Annotated in this window: 13 protein-coding genes and 2 tRNA genes; 11 read left to right on the forward strand and 4 right to left on the reverse strand. The window is 33.2% G+C overall.

The features are described from left to right. Positions 1-250: 250 nt before the first annotated feature. Together JOD96_RS21925 and JOD96_RS21930 are read right to left on the reverse strand one after the other, a co-directional pair. A tRNA-Gly gene (locus tag JOD96_RS21925) sits at positions 251-323 on the reverse strand. A 105-nt stretch (positions 324-428) separates the two neighbouring features. Then, positions 429-501 (reverse strand) — tRNA-Gly (locus JOD96_RS21930). Between the two features lie 133 nt (positions 502-634). Between JOD96_RS21930 and JOD96_RS21935 the strand changes: the two genes are divergently transcribed. Both JOD96_RS21935 and JOD96_RS21940 read left to right on the forward strand, forming a co-directional pair. Continuing rightward, positions 635-1,072, forward strand: a complete 438-nt coding sequence (locus JOD96_RS21935) for a GNAT family N-acetyltransferase (protein ID WP_209566375.1) — start codon at positions 635-637, stop codon at positions 1,070-1,072. A 1-nt stretch (position 1,073) separates the two neighbouring features. Further along, positions 1,074-2,666 carry a murein L,D-transpeptidase gene (locus JOD96_RS21940; protein WP_209566376.1) on the forward strand — a complete coding sequence of 531 codons (1,593 nt, stop codon included), beginning with the start codon at positions 1,074-1,076 and terminating at the stop codon, positions 2,664-2,666. Here JOD96_RS21940 and JOD96_RS21945 read toward each other — a convergent pair. After that, the gene (locus tag JOD96_RS21945; protein ID WP_209566377.1) at positions 2,655-3,377 is read right to left on the reverse strand and encodes a murein L,D-transpeptidase catalytic domain family protein; all 723 of its coding nucleotides are present in this window, start codon (positions 3,375-3,377) and stop codon (positions 2,655-2,657) included. The genes JOD96_RS21940 and JOD96_RS21945 overlap by 12 nt on opposite strands. A 328-nt stretch (positions 3,378-3,705) precedes the next feature. Between JOD96_RS21945 and JOD96_RS21950 the strand changes: the two genes are divergently transcribed. Continuing rightward, positions 3,706-6,135: a DUF5916 domain-containing protein gene (locus tag JOD96_RS21950; protein WP_209566378.1), complete on the forward strand. Its 2,430-nt coding sequence runs from the start codon at positions 3,706-3,708 to the stop codon at positions 6,133-6,135. Positions 6,136-6,275: 140 nt separating this feature from the next. Next, positions 6,276-7,793 (forward strand): 2,3-bisphosphoglycerate-independent phosphoglycerate mutase, encoded by a 1,518-nt coding sequence (gene gpmI, locus JOD96_RS21955; protein WP_209566379.1) that lies wholly within the window; start codon positions 6,276-6,278, stop codon positions 7,791-7,793. 125 nt (positions 7,794-7,918) lie between these two features. Here the strand turns inward: gpmI and JOD96_RS21960 are convergent, their stop codons facing one another. Next, entirely contained in the window at positions 7,919-9,172 is a 1,254-nt protein-coding gene (locus JOD96_RS21960; protein ID WP_209566380.1) for a DUF445 domain-containing protein, read from the reverse strand. Between the two features lie 266 nt (positions 9,173-9,438). Between JOD96_RS21960 and map the strand changes: the two genes are divergently transcribed. From map to pruA, 7 genes are all read left to right on the forward strand, one after another. After that, entirely contained in the window at positions 9,439-10,257 is an 819-nt protein-coding gene (gene map / locus JOD96_RS21965) for a type I methionyl aminopeptidase (protein WP_209566381.1), read from the forward strand. A gap of 79 nt (positions 10,258-10,336) precedes the next feature. Further along, the gene (locus tag JOD96_RS21970) at positions 10,337-10,711 is read left to right on the forward strand and encodes a GxxExxY protein (RefSeq protein WP_209566414.1); all 375 of its coding nucleotides are present in this window, start codon (positions 10,337-10,339) and stop codon (positions 10,709-10,711) included. An 80-nt stretch (positions 10,712-10,791) separates the two neighbouring features. Next, positions 10,792-11,565, forward strand: coding sequence for a class I SAM-dependent methyltransferase (locus JOD96_RS21975; protein ID WP_209566382.1), 774 nt, complete (start codon positions 10,792-10,794; stop codon positions 11,563-11,565). A 114-nt stretch (positions 11,566-11,679) separates the two neighbouring features. Next, on the forward strand, positions 11,680-14,580 hold the full coding sequence (locus tag JOD96_RS21980) for a DEAD/DEAH box helicase (protein WP_209566383.1): 2,901 nt from the start codon (positions 11,680-11,682) through the stop codon (positions 14,578-14,580). Positions 14,581-14,656: 76 nt separating this feature from the next. Further along, on the forward strand, positions 14,657-15,919 hold the full coding sequence (locus JOD96_RS21985) for a DUF5103 domain-containing protein (RefSeq protein ID WP_209566384.1): 1,263 nt from the start codon (positions 14,657-14,659) through the stop codon (positions 15,917-15,919). Between the two features lie 78 nt (positions 15,920-15,997). Then, the gene (gene apaG / locus JOD96_RS21990) at positions 15,998-16,384 is read left to right on the forward strand and encodes a Co2+/Mg2+ efflux protein ApaG (protein ID WP_042563756.1); all 387 of its coding nucleotides are present in this window, start codon (positions 15,998-16,000) and stop codon (positions 16,382-16,384) included. A gap of 154 nt (positions 16,385-16,538) precedes the next feature. Continuing rightward, the gene (gene pruA, locus JOD96_RS21995; protein WP_209566385.1) at positions 16,539-18,164 is read left to right on the forward strand and encodes an L-glutamate gamma-semialdehyde dehydrogenase; all 1,626 of its coding nucleotides are present in this window, start codon (positions 16,539-16,541) and stop codon (positions 18,162-18,164) included. Positions 18,165-18,359 lie beyond the last annotated feature (195 nt).

Here is an 18,359-nt window from a genome sequence, read left to right on the forward strand (position 1 = left end):
TGCTAAAGTAAAAGCATTTAGAAGTCAATTTAGAGGAGTGCGTAAAGTAGATTTCTTCTTATTCAGATTATCTAATCTTTTTGCTTAATCCCCAAGCTTTGCACCTGATCCAAGCTTTGCACCTGATCCTTTTTAAATTCCAAATTCCAATCTTAGCGACAAATGTCAAAATTTTTTTAAAATTGGAATTTGGGATTTAGAATTAGTTTTAAAACAAAAAATCCTCAAACAATGTTTGAGGATTTTGAAGAGCGAAAGACGAGGCTCGAACTCGCGACAACCAGCTTGGAAGGCTGGAGCTCTACCAACTGAGCTACTTTCGCATTAACAGGGTGCAAATATAAACAATTAATTCTTTTTTAAAAACAAAAATCAAAAATTATTTAATTTTGACAAAAAAACCGAAACAATTAAATTCCGGTTTTTAGAGCGAAAGACGAGGCTCGAACTCGCGACAACCAGCTTGGAAGGCTGGAGCTCTACCAACTGAGCTACTTTCGCATTACTGGTGCAAATATAAAAAATAAGTTAAGTTCAAAACAAGCTTTTTTTCAAAAAAAATTTAATTAAAACAATATTTTTATATAACGCATTTAAAACTAAAAAGTTATATATTTATTTTTTTTCACATATTATGAATATCATTAAAGAAATACCCTCAAAAGAAACTTATATTGTCCGCCAGCCTGTTCTTAGAAAAGGAAAACCTATCGAAAGTTGCATTTTTGAAGGAGATGATCTAAAAGACACTTACCATTTTGGATTGTACAACTCAGGGGAATTAATAGGAATAATTTCATTATTTACAAAAATCAATTCTATATTTGCTGAAAAAAATCAGGCACAAATTCGCGGAATGGCGGTTTTGGAATCTCATCAAAAAAAAGGGTTTGGAGAGGCTTTGGTAAAACACTGCGAAAATTTCTGCATCGAAAAAGATATTAAACTAATATGGTTTAATGCCAGAACCGCAGCGGTTGGCTTTTACAAAAAACTCAATTACCAAACTGTTGGCAAACCTTTTGATATAAAAGATGTAGGCGAACATTATTTAATGTATAAAGAAATATAAAATGAAGAAACTTTACTTTTTATTAATAATAAGTATTTTAATCAGTTGCAAAAAAGAATCTCCAAAAGCTCCGGTAAAAACATTTAAAACCCCTGCAATTATACTTACAGATGAAAGAAAAGTACAAATTGACACTGCTACACTAAATGCTTTTAAAAGCGAAACTCTTAAGCAGTTTTATCAATCTTCTGAAAATAAAACGGTTTGGGGAAATCTTAAGAAAAGAACTTTTGTTTTGTCTTTATTAAAAAAATCAGACGAACTGGGCTTAAATCCGGATGATTATAAATCTTCGACGCTGGAAAAATTCGAAAAAAGAATTAGCAATTTAAAAGATTCTGAATTAGCTACTTACGACATTTTATTAACTTACAATTTCGAGTTATACTTAACTCATTTGTATAAAGGAAAACTGGATCCCAAAAAATTATATACGAATTGGGATTTGGAAGAGAAAACATTTGATGTAAACAATGTTCTTGTAAAAGCTTTTAATACCGACAAATTAGACAGTATTGCTGAACATTGCCAGTCAAAAGCTGAGCCCTACAAGCAATTATTAGAAGCTCTTAAAATTATCAATACTTTTCCTGATGATGCAGATATCGGGAAGATCCCATCTCCTGATAAAGTAAAAATAACTTTAAATGACACGAGCAGCTCTTTAATCAATATTAAAAAAAGACTTTTGTTCTGGAAGGATATGTCCGGAAAAAGCGATAGCCTCACAAAAAAATACGATCAAAAAACATTTGACGCCGTTAAAAGATTTCAGGAAAGACATGGCCTGGCTGCAGATGGAGTCATCGGAGCAGGAACAATAAGCGCTTTAAACTTTTCTAAACAAAAAAGAAAAGAACAAATTATTGCAAATCTGGAACGCTGGAGATGGTATAATAATGAACTCTCAGAAAGTTATTTTATTATCAATATTCCGGATTACAGCTTACATGTTGTTGAAAATCAAGATACAACTTTGGTGCGAAATGTAGTGGTAGGAACAAGCAAAAGAAGAACTCCTATTATCACCTCAAAGCTACGGTCTGTGGTATTTAACCCAACCTGGACGGTTCCTCCTACTATATTAAAGGAAGATGTTGTTCCGGCAATGAAACGCAATAGAAATTATCTGGCCAAGAAAAACATAACTATTTATGATTCTGCAGGAAAAGTTGTAGACCCAAAGGCATGGAACGAAAACAACCCCGGTAAATATCGTTATGTACAAAGTCCCGGTTACAATAATTCATTGGGATTAATGAAAATTATGTTTCCAAATCATCACAGTGTTTACCTGCATGATACCAATCACAGAAATTATTTTGGAAGAAATAACCGTTCCCTAAGTTCAGGATGTGTTCGAATAGAAAACCCATTAGAAGTTGCTGAGCATATTCTGGATGATTATGAGAACTACTCCAAAGATAAAATTGACACGATCATCGCTTCCAAAAAGACGACTTATATAAAAATCACCAAAAAGTATGCTTTGTATCAATGGTACTGGACAGCATGGAGCAAAAAAAATCAGCTCATTTTCAGAGCTGATATTTATAATCTTGATTCAGATTTGTATGCTAAACTAAGAGAATAGCTTTTGTTCCATCGTAAAGCTTCTTGACGGATGATAGATATACAAACACGATTTATTTTTAATCGTCTGAATTATTTCATTTGTTAATTCAACAGGAAGAGCTGGACAACCCTGGCTTCTTCCTAATCTTTTATGATTTCTGATAAAAGACTCAGACACATAATCTGCACCATGAACCACAACTCCTCTTTCGCGGGCATTGTCGTTAACTCCTCTTTCTAAACCATCTAAACGCAATGAAGCACCGTGTTTTCCCTGATAAATTTCGCCGGTAGCATAGAATCCTAGGCTGCTTTTGAAAGATGAATTTGAGTTTGAAAATGCTGATGCAAATTCTTCTCCCGTATTTCTTCCGTGTGCTACAAGAGACTGGAACAAGATAGTATTAGATGACAAATCAATTACCCAAAGACGTTTGGTATTGGATGACAAACTAAAATCAATTAAAGTCAAAATATCTTTTTGAACAGCACCTCTTTCTTTCAAAAGGTAAAAACCTTTTAAGGCTTCAGAAAAGATTTTAATTTCAGGTAATGCAAAATTGTTTGGTTTTAATGCATGATATGCATTTTCAATTTTAACGTCAATTGCAACTTTTTCTACTTTAGCAAAACTTTTTGTAGTTACAGTTTTTAATTCGATTGTGTTTTTTGAATCTTTACCAAAAGATAATAGCAAAAACACCACAAGTGGATAAATTTTGTAAATCATTGAATTCCTTTAGGTTAATAATAAATTTGGGCTTGACAAAAGTATAAAAAAAACATGGCTGACAAAATAAATCCTTGTAAATCAGTGCATTTTTGTTTAAACTTTAACAATTTGGAAGGAAAAAATTAGGATAAATTCATAATTTAACTAATTTTACTAAATATTTACTTACAAAAAATACAATCGATATGGAATGCTTATAACATAATATGGGAATAATATAAATCTGATATCTGAAATTTTATTATATTAAGCTGTAACAATTGAAAAAAAACGGTGTCTATTACACTGATATTACTTTTCGGAGAAAAGTATGTTTTTTAAAAATATGAAGAAAATAATTTTTTTTACTCTTTTATTATCCTCTTTGTGGACTCATGCCCAAAAGAAAACCTTGCAGGCTCAACCAATTTCTCAAAATATTTCTGTCGATGGAAAACTGGATGAACAGGCATGGGATACTGCAGCCATAGCTTCTGATTTTCTGATGTTTGAACCTGATAACGGAAAACCGATTCCGGAAGCCAGAAAAACAGAAATTAAGGTTTTATATAACAATGACGCTATTTACATTGGCGCTATGATGTATGATGATGAACCTACTAAAATTTTAAAAGAGATTTCTCAACGTGACAATTTTGGAACTGCCGATATTTTTGGTGTCTTTATAAATGGTTTTAATGACGGTCAGCAAAATTTTGAGTTTTTTGTCTCGGCTGCTGATGTGCAGGGTGATTGTATAATGACAGATGCAATTGGCGAAGATTATTCATGGGATGCTATATGGCTGAGCAAAGCGTCCTTAACTGATAAAGGATGGATTGTAGAAATGAAAATCCCGTATGCAGCATTACGTTTCTCTGAGGAAAATAAACAAACCTGGGGAATTAATTTTTTTAGGGAAATAAAACGCGAACGAAAAAAATATACCTGGAGTTTAATTGACACAAAAATCGGAACCTTTACACAACAAAATGGAGATTTGACAGGGATTGAAAACATTAAGCCCCCTACCCGATTGTTTTTTATGCCGTATGCTTCTTATTATTTAAATGCTGCCGACGGTCAAAAAACGTATGGCACTATGAAGGGCGGAATGGATATTAAATATGGCATTAATGATGCTTTTACACTTGATGCTATTTTGATTCCTGATTTTGGTCAGGCTAAATATGATGATCAGATTTTGAATCTTGGCCCTTTTGAACAGCAGTTTAATGAGAACAGGGCTTTTTTTACAGAGGGAACAGATTTGTTTAACAAAGGTAATATGTTTTATTCCCGAAGAATTGGCGGTACTCCTTCTGTTGAGCCTGATTTGAATGATAATGAAGAAATGATCGAAAGCCCGCAGAGTGTAAATCTTATAAATGCACTAAAAGTTTCGGGAAGAACAAAAAAAGGACTTGGTGTAGGGATTTTAAATGCTGTTACAGAAAAAACTTTTGGAACGATAAAAGACACTATAACAGGCGAAACGAGACGCGAAATTGTTGAACCTCTAACAAATTATAATGTTTTGGTTTTGGATCAGCGTTTTCGCAAAAATTCGTCAGTATCTTTTATAAATACAAATGTTACCCGAAACGGCCATTACAGGGATTCGAATGTTGCAGGTTTGGCATGGGATTTAAACACAAAAGCAAATACTTATAATTTATACGGAAATGCAAAGTTTAGTACTATTAATGATACCGAGGATAAAAGAGGTTTTTATTCTACTATTACTTTTGCAGAAACAAGCGGAAATTATCGTTACAGTGTAGGTTCAGATTTTGTAACCAAAGATTTTGATCCTAATGACCTTGGGATCAATTTCTATAAAAACTATTACAACTTTTACGGAAATGTCAATTACAGGATTCTAAACCCGACTAAACTTTTTAATACTTTCCGAATTAATTATAATATGTATAGTGAACACAATAAGGATTCAGGAAAAGTTCAGGAAGCTAATTTAAATGCAAATTTGAATCTTACTACTGTAAAAAATAATTATTACGGTATGGGTATTACTATTTTTCCGGTAGAAATGTATGATTATTATGAACCAAGAACAGATAATAGATATGTAATCATTCCAAGAAAATTTGATTTCTGGGGGAGCATATCTACCAATTACAATTACAAATTTGCTTTAGACCTAAACCCTACATTATCAGTAACTGATGAGACCGGAAGAGCCGCATATGGGGTTGATATCGGACCGAGGTATCGTTTTAATGACAAACTTTTACTGACTTACACTTTTAGTTTTCTTAGAAAAAATAATAACAAGGGCTATATTGATAGTTATGACAATGATGATAATGAAAATACTCCGGAAACAATTGTCTTTGCTAATCGAAATGTCATAACATATGCTAATACTCTTGCCGGAAAATATGCTATTAACAGTGCTATGACTCTTAATCTGTCTGTTCGCCAATACTGGTCTTCTGCAGAGAACAAAAACATACTGGAACTTGAACCAGACGGAAGCCTGCTGCCTTATACGGAGTATACTGAAAACAAAAACTCAAGTTTTTATTCCTGGAACGCAGATTTGTCCTATTCCTGGTGGTTTGCTCCCGGAAGCCAGCTTTCTGCTTTGTACAGAAATAATGCTTCTAATTTTGAACGTATTATCGACAAGGATTTTAAAAATAATGTAACCGGGCTGCTTACAAATGATGCCTTAAAACACATTTTTTCAATTAGCGTTAAATATTTTATAGATTATAATGCTGTCAGAAATAAGGCCAGAAAAAGAGCTTAGCGTGAATTAATTTTAAAAAATAAAGACTTAAATAATTAAATTATTATTTTTCAATACCGTTCAGTTTATTAAATATAAATGTAACATCGCTTACTTGCACATTTTATAAATGCTTTATCTTTGTAGAAAACAAAAAAATAATGAACAAGAAAGTAATCCTTATGATTTTAGACGGTTGGGGAAAATCTCCTGACCCTAAAGTATCTGCAATAGACAATGCAAATGTTCCTTTTATAAACAGTCTTTATCAAAAATATCCCAGTGCACAACTTAGAACTGATGGTTTAAACGTAGGTTTGCCAGAAGGCCAGATGGGAAATAGTGAAGTTGGTCACATGAACCTTGGTGCAGGTAGAATTGTATACCAGGATTTAGCCAAAATAAATTTAGCAGTAGCACACAAAACACTTGCTAAAGAACAAGTTCTTATAGACGCATTTACGTATGCAAAAGAAAACAACAAAAAGGTACACTTTTTAGGCCTGGTGTCAGATGGAGGAGTTCACTCACATACGTCACATTTACGCGGATTAATTGATGCTTCTCAGGAATATGGTTTAGAGAATGTTTTTGTTCATGCTTTTACAGACGGTCGTGATGTTGATCCTAAATCGGGAGCAAAATACATTCATGACCTTGAAGATTATATTAAAGATACTCCGGTAAAAATTGCTTCGATCATTGGACGTTATTATTCTATGGATCGTGACAGACGATGGGAAAGAGTAAAACTGGCTTATGATTTGCTTGTAAATGCAACAGGAACACCTTCTCATAATGCTGTGGCAAGTATTCTTACCAGTTATGAAAATCATATTACCGATGAATTTATCGAACCAATTGTAATGGTCGATGAAGAAGAAAAACCGTTGGCAACTATTATTGAAGGTGATGTTGTTATTTTCTTTAACTTTAGAACAGACAGAGGGCGTGAACTTACAGAAGCGCTTTCGCAACAGGATTTCCACGAGCAGAACATGCACAAGCTAAACCTGTATTATGTAACACTTACAAATTATGACGAAACGTATCAAAACGTAAAGGTTGTTTACAATAAAGATAATATTACCGAAACTCTTGGTGAAGTTTTGGAAAAAGCAGGAAAGAAACAAATTCGTATTGCTGAAACTGAAAAATACCCTCACGTAACGTTTTTCTTTTCAGGCGGAAGAGAAGTTCCTTTTGAAGGTGAATCAAGAATTTTAAGAAATTCTCCTAAAGTGGCTACTTACGATTTGCAGCCAGAAATGAGTGCTTATGAGCTAAAAGATGCTTTGATTCCTGAATTGAACAAAGGTGAAGTAGATTTCGTTTGCCTGAATTTCGCAAATGGTGACATGGTTGGCCATACGGGAATTATGAGCGCTGCAATCCTGGCTTGTGAAGCTGTTGATGCTTGTGTGAAAGGAGTTATAGAAGCTGCTCTTGCAAATGATTACACTACGATAGTAATTGCCGATCACGGAAATTGCGAAACCATGATTAATCCTGATGGAAGCCCAAATACAGCCCACACAACAAATCCGGTGCCTATTATTTTGGTTGATAAGGATTTAAAAAACATTAATGATGGTGTATTAGGAGATATTGCTCCTACTATTCTGGAACTAATGGGCGTTCAGCAGCCATCTGCAATGACTTGTCATTCATTATTATAAAAACCACTTTTTTTAAATAGAAAAAGAGACAAGTTTCAGGATTTGTCTCTTTTTTGTTTTAAACACAACCTAAATCACGGCTTTCTTGTCCTTTCGACGAAGGAGAAATGACAAAATTATATCTATCACATTATAAAATAATGGTATAATTGTTCTACACCATAAATTATAAGTCCGATTAGCCCTCCTACCAAAGTTCCGTTGATTCTTATATACTGAAGATCTTTTCCGATTTCGAGTTCTAATTTTTCAGAAACCTCTTTTCCATCCCAACTTTTTACTGTTGAAGATATTAAGTCCCCAATTACTTTTTTATTGTTTAAAAGTACAGACAGCAGGTCGTTTTTAATAAAATTATTGATTTTGTCAGCCATAATGGTGTCTTCCTTAAGACCGTTTCCAAAAAGCTGAATCAAATTCGATACGCTTTTTTTAATAGAAGATTCGTCACCTTTTTCCAGGTCATTTGTTATAGATAATTTTATTTCGTCCCAGATCCCGTTTATATAATCCTGAACTTCTTTTTTACCCACAAAATCAAGAATCATATTGTTGATTTTGATTCTCATTTCCTCAGAGTTTTTTACCTTATCAAGAAAATTAAAAATGTATTCATCTATTTTTATTCTTATTTCACTTTCAGGATTTTTGGCTTCATCCAGAAATTCCTGCAATCCGTTGAAAACCCCTTCTGAAATACTTTTATCAGCTAAACCAAAACTTAGAAAAGGCGTCGAAGCCTTTACTTTTTTACGAATCAAATCCTTATTATTACTCAATTCGCTACTCATAACTTCCAAAAGATTAGTCAGCAGCTGATCTTTTACAGTTCCTTTTTGCAAAGGTTCTAAAGCCAATGCTACCCAATTTCCAAAGTTTATTGATTCCAGTTTTTCTGCAAACTGAGCCTGGATGAATCGCTTTATGTCTTCGTCTCTTATTGTTTTTAAAATACCCGGAATGATGTTTACCGTAACCACACTGGCAATTTTATCTGCGTTTGTTTCTTCTGACAGCCAATCTGAAGCTTTGGAGGCAAAATTGAATTCTTCTAATTTGATTTCCAGTTTTTCACGGTTTAGAAATTCTTCTGAAACAAAACTTCCGAGGTTTTCACCAATTTCATTTTTTTTTGTCGGAATAATGGCGGTATGCCAGATCGGAATTCCTAACGGATGACGAAAAAGTGCCACAACAGCAAACCAATCGGCAATACCGCCAACCATCGCCGCCTCACTAAAAGCCTGCAGCATCGGAATTTTGAAATAAATAGCAATTATGAACAAAAGAACTGCAACACCCAAAAGTGACAAAGCATTTCTTTTCATTTTCCTTAAAGCCTTTACTTTGGACAAATCCTGTTCTGAAATAGTTTCCATAATAAATATGTTTTTACTACTAATTTACGTTTTTTCTGTCAATTAATAAATGTTAAGAGCATCGAGTTTTTGAGAAATCACTGAAAACTAAAAAGACTTGCTACGAATTACACTAATTTTTACTGATTTTTTTATTTCAACTTTAAAAAAAATCAATTCGGCAAATTCATTTTTTATATTAATATTCAATTAGTACTAATTCGTGAAATTCGTGACGAAAAATTTATATTAAAATTGTACTTTTGCGAACTGAAAATGGGAAAAATATGATTATCCAAAAAACGAGAGAAGAAATAGAATTAATGCGCGAAAGTGCTTTGATCGTATCCAAAACATTAGGAATGATAGCTTCTGAAATAAAAGAAGGAGTTACTACATTATATCTTGACAAATTAGCCGAAGAATTCATTCGTGATCATGGTGCAGTTCCAAGTTTTCTTGGATTGTACGATTTTCCGAATTCGCTTTGTATGAGTCCAAACGCTCAGGTAGTTCATGGTATTCCAAATAATGTTCCTCTTAAAAGCGGTGATGTTATATCGGTAGATTGTGGTGCTTTTAAAAACGGTTTTCACGGAGATCACGCTTATAGTTTTGAGATCGGAGAAGTTGCTCCGGAGGTTAAAAAACTTTTGCAGGTAACCAAAGAATCTCTGTATGCTGGAATCAGGGAGTTTAAAGCAGGAAATCGCGTTGAAGATGTTGGAAATGCGATTCAGAAATATACTGAATCTCACGGTTACGGTGTGGTTCGTGAACTGGTGGGACACGGTGTAGGACAAAAGATGCACGAAGAACCAGAAATGCCAAACTACGGAAAACGCGGACGTGGAAAACTTTTTGTTGAGGGAATGGTTGTGGCAATTGAGCCAATGATCAATATGGGAACAAGAAACATCAAACAATTGAAAGACGGCTGGACAATTTTGACCGCTGACGGAAAACCAAGTGCACATTTTGAGCATGATGTTGCTTTGGTTGACGGTAAACCAGAATTATTATCGACTTTTCAATACATCTACAAGGCTTTAGGAATTGAAAGCAATGAAGAAGATGAATTCAGACAAGTGCCGCTTGTATTATAACACGAATTTCACAAATTAACACGAATAAATATTTTGTTGAAATTTCACTAAAATGATGTATGATTGATTGAATTGAATGATGAGTGAATTATATTTAAGAGAAGAGTCCTATAAAATTATCGGAATCTGTATGGAAGTCCATAAAATCTTAGGCAAAGGACATAGTGAAAAAGTTTATGGTGATGCATTAGAATATGAGCTTCAAAAAAATGAAATCCCTTACAATCGGGAATTAAGATATAACATAGCTTACAAAGACATTGTCTTACCGAGCTATTATTTTGCAGACTTTGTTATTTACGATGAAATTATTTTAGAACTAAAAGCAATTACGGCATTGTCTACAAGTGAAATTAAACAAACATTAAATTATTTAGCTGCTTCGAAAAACAAATTAGGATTACTAATAAATTTTGGAGAAGACAGCTTGAAATACAAAAGAATAATACTTTAACCCAAATCAAGGTTCGTGAAATTTCACCACACTGTTAATCCGTGTAAATTTGTGAAATTCGTGTTCAAATCTATTTAACTGTGAAGAAACTTTTTAAACTTATTTTAAATACTATTCCAAGACCTTTATTAATTCGTTTGAGTTATGTGGCGCGTCCTATTTTAGCTCTTTCATTAAAAGGAGATAAATATACTGATCCAATCGACGGAAAAAGCTTCAGATCTTTTTTACCATACGGATACGGAAAACAACGTAATAATGTGCTTTCACCAAGTACACTTTCATTAGAGAGACATCGTTTACTTTGGCTGTATTTAAATGACCAGACTGATTTTTTTACAGCGCCAAAAAAAGTGCTTCATTTTGCTCCTGAACAAGCTTTTTATAAAAGATTCCGCAAGCAAAAAAATCTTGATTATACGACTACAGATCTTCTTTCTCCTTTGGCAGATGTAAAAGCAGATATCTGTAATTTACCATTTAAAGACAATGAATATGATGTGATTTTATGCAATCACGTTTTAGAACATATCCCGGATGATACAAAAGCAATGCAGGAATTATTTCGTGTTTTAAAACCGGGCGGAATGGCAATTCTTCAAATTCCGCAGGATTTATCCAGAGAAGTTACCTTTGCAGATGACTCGATTACAGATCAAAAAGAACGCGCTAAAATATTCGGGCAATACGACCACGTACGTGTTTATGGCCGTGATTATTTTGACAAGTTACGCAGCATTGGTTTTATTGTAATCGAAGAAGATTATACCAATAAAATTTCACCAGAACTGGTTGAAAAATATTGTTTGGCAAAAGGCGAAATTATTCCGCTTTGCTTCAAACAAGAAAACTAGATCAATTCATTTTTCATAGATATAAGTCATTTAAAAAGTTTTCAAATTGCATTATTTTGAAAACTTTTTATTTTTACAAAGCTTTCCCATTACAACCAAACCAAATCCCAAATCTTGGAACCTACAAATTCATTTCAGTTCTGTTTTGATATCAGTTTTGAAAAAAACCTGAATACCTACCTTCCAACAGCCTATATTGTTGAAGGAATCGATGAAATCAAATACTTAAACAAAAAAGCAACAAGAGATATACTTCAAAGTTTCGGAATTGTTTTTGAAAATTTAGATAACAATACAAAAAAGATACTTACAGCCTGCGAATCTTTAAAGCCTGAATTTATTTTCAAAAAATTCAGCACAAAAATCAAATCAGCAAAAACAATTGCTGACCTGCAAAAAGATTCCAAGATTGAGTTTGCGATTCGCCAGCATTTAAAAATAAATTTAAGTTCCTTTTACAGCCTAATTGTACAAGAACAATTTCCGTTATGTGTCAATATAGGGCCTGAAAAGGATTTTTACCGTTCTAAAGTCAATATTGAGCCACTCGATTTCGAACCTCAAATTCAATTTGATAAACACGCAGAAGGTGTTACTTATACCTTGTCCCTAAAAGAAAATGAAACTACTTTTTCGCCTATGGATAGTAGTATTGATATTCTTCTGGATGAACCGGGCTGGGTAATTATCAATAAAAAATTAGGCCAGCTAAAAGTGCTTAATTCTAAAAAGCTGATGCCTTTTTTAAAGAAAAAATCAATCGAAATTCCTTCAAAATTAGTTGATGATTATTTTAAGAATTTCATTCCCGAAATAGCCAAAAAAATTGACATTGAAGCAAACGGCTTTGAAATTGAGCTGCGTGATACCATTATTTCCTGTACAATTCAGCCTGTTTATGATTTCTTTAAAAACTGTTATTACCTTAACCTTTATTTTGATTATAACGGGTATTTGTTTGATGCCGGTAAAACTAAAAAAACACATTCGTTTGTTGACTTTAGCGCTGCCAATGAACCTAGAATAATTCAGTTTAAACGAAATTCTGAAGAAATTCTGTATACAGAAAAATTGCTTGAAATTGGTTTAATAAAAATTAAAAATGAATTGTTTGGACTGAATTCTGATGCAGAAAATACTGACCCTTACAGCAATATCCAGTTCATTATTGATCACAAAGAAAAACTGGAAAATTTAGGTTTTACCATTCAGAATTTAAAACTTGAAAGCAAAGAAATCATTGCAGCAAACCATACTGTATCTGCTTCAAAAGAAACACAAGGCGACTGGTTTGACATTAAAATAATTATTACCATTGGTACTTATACAATCAATTTCAGTGAAATAATTCCGAATATAAAAAATAAGGAAAGACTGTTTATGCTGCCAGACGGAAACTATTTTTTGATTCCGTTAGAATGGTTTAGTAAGTACGGTTCGCTGGCAAAATTAGCGAATACAGAAAATGGAGCCCTTCTTTTACGTAAAAGTAATTTTACTGCTTTAGATGCCATTACGGAAATTAAAAACGATGTCATTTCTCAGGCAGAATATACTGCTTCAGATTTACTAAAGGCAACTTTAAGGCCTTACCAAATCGAGGGAGTAAAATGGTTATTGGGTCATTTTAATTCGCAATTAGGCGCTTGTCTGGCTGATGATATGGGACTTGGAAAGACTTTACAGACTTTGGCTGTTTTGGTTTCAGTACAAGAACAATTAGGTTTTACAACCAAAACTACAAATTTTGATTTGTTTCAAAATGAAACAACAATAGAAAGAGAACCCCTAAAAACCCTTATAGTCCTGCCCTCATCATTGGTTTTTAACTGGTTCAATGAAGCAGGAAAATTTACGCCGCATTTTTCAAAAATGCAGTATGTTGGCAACGACAGAAAATTATTAGCCAACAGATTAGATTCAACAGATCTGATTTTTACGAGCTACAGCATTGTTCATCGTGATATTTCGATTCTGGAAAAATATAATTTCCGTTATTTAATTTTAGACGAAAGTCAATACATTAAAAATAAAAACTCTAAGATTTTTAAAGCTATAAATAAAATAAATACAGCTCATAAAATTGCGCTGAGCGGCACACCTATAGAAAACTCGCTTGACGATTTATGGTCCCAAATGCAGTTTATAAACCCGGATATTCTGGGCAGTTATGCATTTTTTACAGAGAATTTTAAAAATCCGATTGAGAAAAAACAGGATGAAGTTATTTTATCTGAATTAAAAAACCTCATCCAGCCTTATATTTTACGAAGAACCAAAGAACAGGTTTTAAAGGATTTACCAGAATTAACGGAACAGATTTATTATTGCGATATGGATCCTGAACAGGAAAAATTATATGAACAGGAAAAATCGAAAGCTCGTAATTTTTTACTTAAAACAGACGGATCAATTCCCGACAAAATCAGTATTATCAATACGCTGATGAAATTGAGACAGCTGAGTAATCATCCTAAAATGGTAGATCAGGAATCGGAAATTGATTCCGGTAAGTATATTGCAGTGACAAATTATCTGGAGAGTTTAGTAAAAGGAAAACAAAAAACAATCATTTTCAGCTCATTTGTTACCAATCTTCATTTTTACACAGATTGGTGCAAGGAAAACAAAATTGAGTTTTGTGAAATTACAGGTGAAACTCCTGCCGGCAAGAGAGAACAGCAGGTAAAAAGGTTTCAGGAAAACGAAAATCCTTTATTATTTTTCATTTCGCTAAAAGCAGGCGGAGTTGGTTTAAATATTACCAAAGCCTCTTATGTTTTATTCTTAGACCCATGGTGGAATCCTTTTGCGGAGAAACAAGGAGTTGGAAGGGCACATCGAATTGGACAGTTAAATAAAGTAAATGTTATTCGTTTTATTTCTAAAAATACAGTAGAAGAAAAAATTATCAAACTTCAGGAAAACAAAAAATTGTTATCCGATTCACTTTTAGAAGAAAGCTATATCAATGATGAAATTGAAGTGAATTTGGAATACATTTTGAGTTCTTAATTAATTATAACCCAATAAATCACTCCCTTATTGCGTTATAAAAATTGTTATATTTACAATCTTACAACATAATAAGATGCCAAAATTTTTATTTCAAAAGCTTCTTTTTTTCTTTGTCCTTACTTCAGCAGCAGCCCAGGAGGTGCAGACTGAAGTGGCTCCACCCTATAATATTAAAACAGTAACGTTTATTCAGAACGGAAACAACGTTGTCCCAATATTCGAATTGGGATCTGTATTTGAATTACAGTTTGATGATTTATTTGGCAATGAAGCTAATTATTATTTTGATGTAACCCATTGCGATTACAACTGGAAACCAACAGATATCCCGAAGACAGACTATATACGGGGTTTTGACAATCAAAGAATCACAGATTATTCTAATTCATTTAATACACTTCAGGTTTATTCGCATTACAGGCTGGCTTTTCCAAATCAATTTACAAATCAATTGAGAATTTCGGGTAATTATATCCTTAAAATCTTAAATGAAGATAAAGAAGTGGTTTTTTCAAGAAAGTTCATTTTGTATGAAGAACATTCGACTGTAGCTGCACAAGTAAAAAGAAGCAGAAACCTCAGCAATATTGATTACAAACAAAACCTTGATTTTTCTATAGTTTCGAATGATATTGTTTTTCAGACGCCATTACAAAACGTAAAAGTCCTTTTATTTCAAAATGGAGATTTTAGCACTAGTATTAAGAATATTGTTCCGCAATATACTTTAGGAAATCAGCTGGTGTATAAATATGATAAGGAAACACAGTTTTGGGGCGGAAATGAATTTTTATATTTTGAAAATAAAGATATTCGGGCAGCCAATAATAATGTAGGCAAAGTAGGTTCAAATAATGACATTTATAATTCTTACTTATATACAAATCAGGCAAGAGGCAATCAGATTTACACCTTGTATGAGGATATAAACGGTAACTTTGTTGTTAAAAATATAAACGCATCAAATAATGAAATTGAAGCAGATTATGCCTGGGTATATTTTACTCTTTCTGCTCCTGCTTTCAGATCCAATAATAAGGATATTTATATTACCGGAATGTTTAACAATTACAGCCTGACACCCGAATATAAAATGGATTACAATACCGATAAGGGAGTTTTTGAAAAAGCTGTTATGATCAAGCAGGGTTTTACAAATTTTCAATATAAAATTGCTGACAAAAAAGGAACCATTGATTATGAAAATGCTATTGACGGCAACTTTTATCAGACTGAAAATGAATACACAATTTTGGTTTATTACAAGCAAAGTTCTGATCGATATGAAAGAGTTATCGGAAAAGGAAATGCAAACTCTATTAATATAGTCAATTAAAAGATTGTTAAGGTTTTTAACCGAAGGTTTTTTTTCGTAGCTTTGCAGCTATAACGTACACATATATACTACTTTAGAATGGTTTCTCAAATTACAAGAGGCATAAAAATATCTGTTTTAACTAGTTTTGAAGGCACTTACTTCAAAAACTACAAGATTCACTTTGCTTTTAGTTATGTAATTACGATCGAAAACCACAGCAAAGATTCTGTACAGTTAACCTCACGCCACTGGGAAATTTTTGATTCTCTAAACGACCTTGAAGTTGTTGACGGAGAAGGCGTTATTGGAAAAAAACCAGTGTTAAAACCAGGAGAGAATCACACTTATAGTTCTGGCTGCTTATTATCATCTCCTTATGGCGCCATGAAAGGTCATTTTAATATGATTAATTTCACCACCACAAAAACATTCAAAGTTATTGTTCCTACTTTTAGAATGTGTGCTCCATTTGCATTAAATTAATTCTAAGTTAAAACTATAATTCTTATAGTTATCTTATTCATAAAATTACCAAATTATTAATTTATCCTTTGTACTTTTGTGCAGCGTTAGATTATTCGTAACAAATTAAATTTTCTGACCCTCAAATTTGTCTAATTCACTAATTTTAAATAACATGCTAAAAGGATTCTTTCATGTACCAAAAGCGGTAAACGAGCCAGTAAAAGGTTACGCACCGAATTCACCAGAAAAAGCAGCTGTTCAGGCGGCATATACTACAATGTGGAACTCTCAAATTGATGTTCCTTTATACATTGGTAGTGAAGAAATCAAAACTGGAAACACAAGAACAATATCAGCTCCACACGATCATAAACATATCGTAGGAACTTATCACTTAGCTGAAAAACAACATATTGAAAAAGCGATTGCAAATGCACTTGAATCAAGAAAAGCATGGGCAAACATGGCGTGGGAACAACGTGCAGCTATTTTCTTAAAAGCAGCAGAACTTATTGCTGGTCCATACAGAGCACGTATTAACGCTGCGACAATGATTGGACAATCTAAAAATATTCACCAGGCAGAAATTGATGCTTCTTGCGAATTAATTGACTTTTTACGTTACAACGTAGAATTCATGACTCAAATTTATAACGACCAGCCAAAATCTGATTCTACAGTTTGGAACCGTTTAGAATACAGACCTCTTGAAGGTTTTGTTTATGCCATTACTCCTTTTAACTTTACAGCTATTGCTGCAAATCTTCCTGCAAGTGCTGCAATGATGGGTAATGTTGTGGTTTGGAAACCAAGTGACAGCCAGGTATTTTCTGCAAAAATTATTATTGAAGTTTTCAAAGAAGCTGGTGTACCTGATGGTGTTATCAACGTTGTTTTTGGAGATGCTTTAATGATTACTGATACTGTTTTGGCAAGCCGCGATTTTGCAGGTGTACACTTTACAGGTTCAACTCATGTATTTAAAGATATCTGGGCAAAAATTGGAGCAAATATTCACCACTACAAAACATACCCAAGAATTGTTGGTGAAACCGGTGGTAAAGATTTTATCATTGCACACCCAAGCGCAAACGTAAAACAAGTGGCTACAGGTATTACCCGTGGAGCATTTGAATTTCAGGGACAAAAATGTTCTGCAGCTTCAAGAGCTTATATTCCGCAAAGTTTATGGCCAGCTGTAAAAGAACAATTAATTGCTGATGTAAAATCTATGAAAATGGGTTCTCCGGAAGATTTCGGAAACTTTATTACTGCAGTTATTCACGAAGGTTCTTTTGATAAATTGGCTAGTTATATTGACCAGGCGAAAAAAGATGCTGATGCAGAAATTATCATTGGTGGAAATTACGATAAATCTGTTGGATACTTCATTGAGCCAACGGTTATTGTAACTACAAATCCAAAATATACTACAATGGAAACCGAATTATTCGGACCGGTAATTACAATTTATGTTTACGAAGATGCAAAATGGGAAGAGACTTTAGAATTAGTTGATACTACTTCTGAATATGCTTTAACAGGAGCTGTATTTAGCCAGGATCGTTATGCTATTGAAGTAGCAACTACGAAATTGCAAAATGCTGCAGGTAACTTCTACATTAACGATAAACCAACAGGAGCTGTGGTAGGAATGCAGCCTTTTGGCGGAGCAAGAGCTTCAGGAACTAACGACAAAGCTGGTTCTGCATTAAACTTATTACGCTGGGCTTCTCCTAGAACTATTAAAGAAACATTTGTAACTCCAGAAGATTACAGATACCCTTTTTTAGGATAATATATTTTTTTTAAAACTATCACAAAAGCCGGATCTCACAATTCCGGCTTTTTCTTTAATTGTTTGTAAATGTTACTTTTATAATGAGATTAAACAAAATTGATAAAACATCTTTTTGTCTTACAGATAAGAATAGGTTTAAAAAATGTAATACTTTTCTTATATATTTGATTTTCAAATAGATACAACTCAAAA

Source organism: Flavobacterium sp. 1355 (assembly GCF_017833415.1).
Lineage (GTDB): Bacteria > Bacteroidota > Bacteroidia > Flavobacteriales > Flavobacteriaceae > Flavobacterium.

Bases quoted from the DNA above. Each gene is read 5' to 3' on its own strand.
- JOD96_RS21935 (WP_209566375.1), top strand. From the start codon at position 635: ATGAATATCATTAAAGAAATACCCTCAAAAGAAACTTATATTGTCCGC.
- JOD96_RS21940 (WP_209566376.1), top strand. From the start codon at position 1,074: ATGAAGAAACTTTACTTTTTATTAATAATAAGTATTTTAATCAGTTGC.
- JOD96_RS21945 (WP_209566377.1), bottom strand. From the start codon at position 3,377: ATGATTTACAAAATTTATCCACTTGTGGTGTTTTTGCTATTATCTTTT.
- JOD96_RS21950 (WP_209566378.1), top strand. From the start codon at position 3,706: ATGAAGAAAATAATTTTTTTTACTCTTTTATTATCCTCTTTGTGGACT.
- gpmI (WP_209566379.1), top strand. From the start codon at position 6,276: ATGAACAAGAAAGTAATCCTTATGATTTTAGACGGTTGGGGAAAATCT.
- JOD96_RS21960 (WP_209566380.1), bottom strand. From the start codon at position 9,172: ATGGAAACTATTTCAGAACAGGATTTGTCCAAAGTAAAGGCTTTAAGG.
- map (WP_209566381.1), top strand. From the start codon at position 9,439: ATGATTATCCAAAAAACGAGAGAAGAAATAGAATTAATGCGCGAAAGT.
- JOD96_RS21970 (WP_209566414.1), top strand. From the start codon at position 10,337: ATGAGTGAATTATATTTAAGAGAAGAGTCCTATAAAATTATCGGAATC.
- JOD96_RS21985 (WP_209566384.1), top strand. From the start codon at position 14,657: ATGCCAAAATTTTTATTTCAAAAGCTTCTTTTTTTCTTTGTCCTTACT.
- apaG (WP_042563756.1), top strand. From the start codon at position 15,998: ATGGTTTCTCAAATTACAAGAGGCATAAAAATATCTGTTTTAACTAGT.
- pruA (WP_209566385.1), top strand. From the start codon at position 16,539: ATGCTAAAAGGATTCTTTCATGTACCAAAAGCGGTAAACGAGCCAGTA.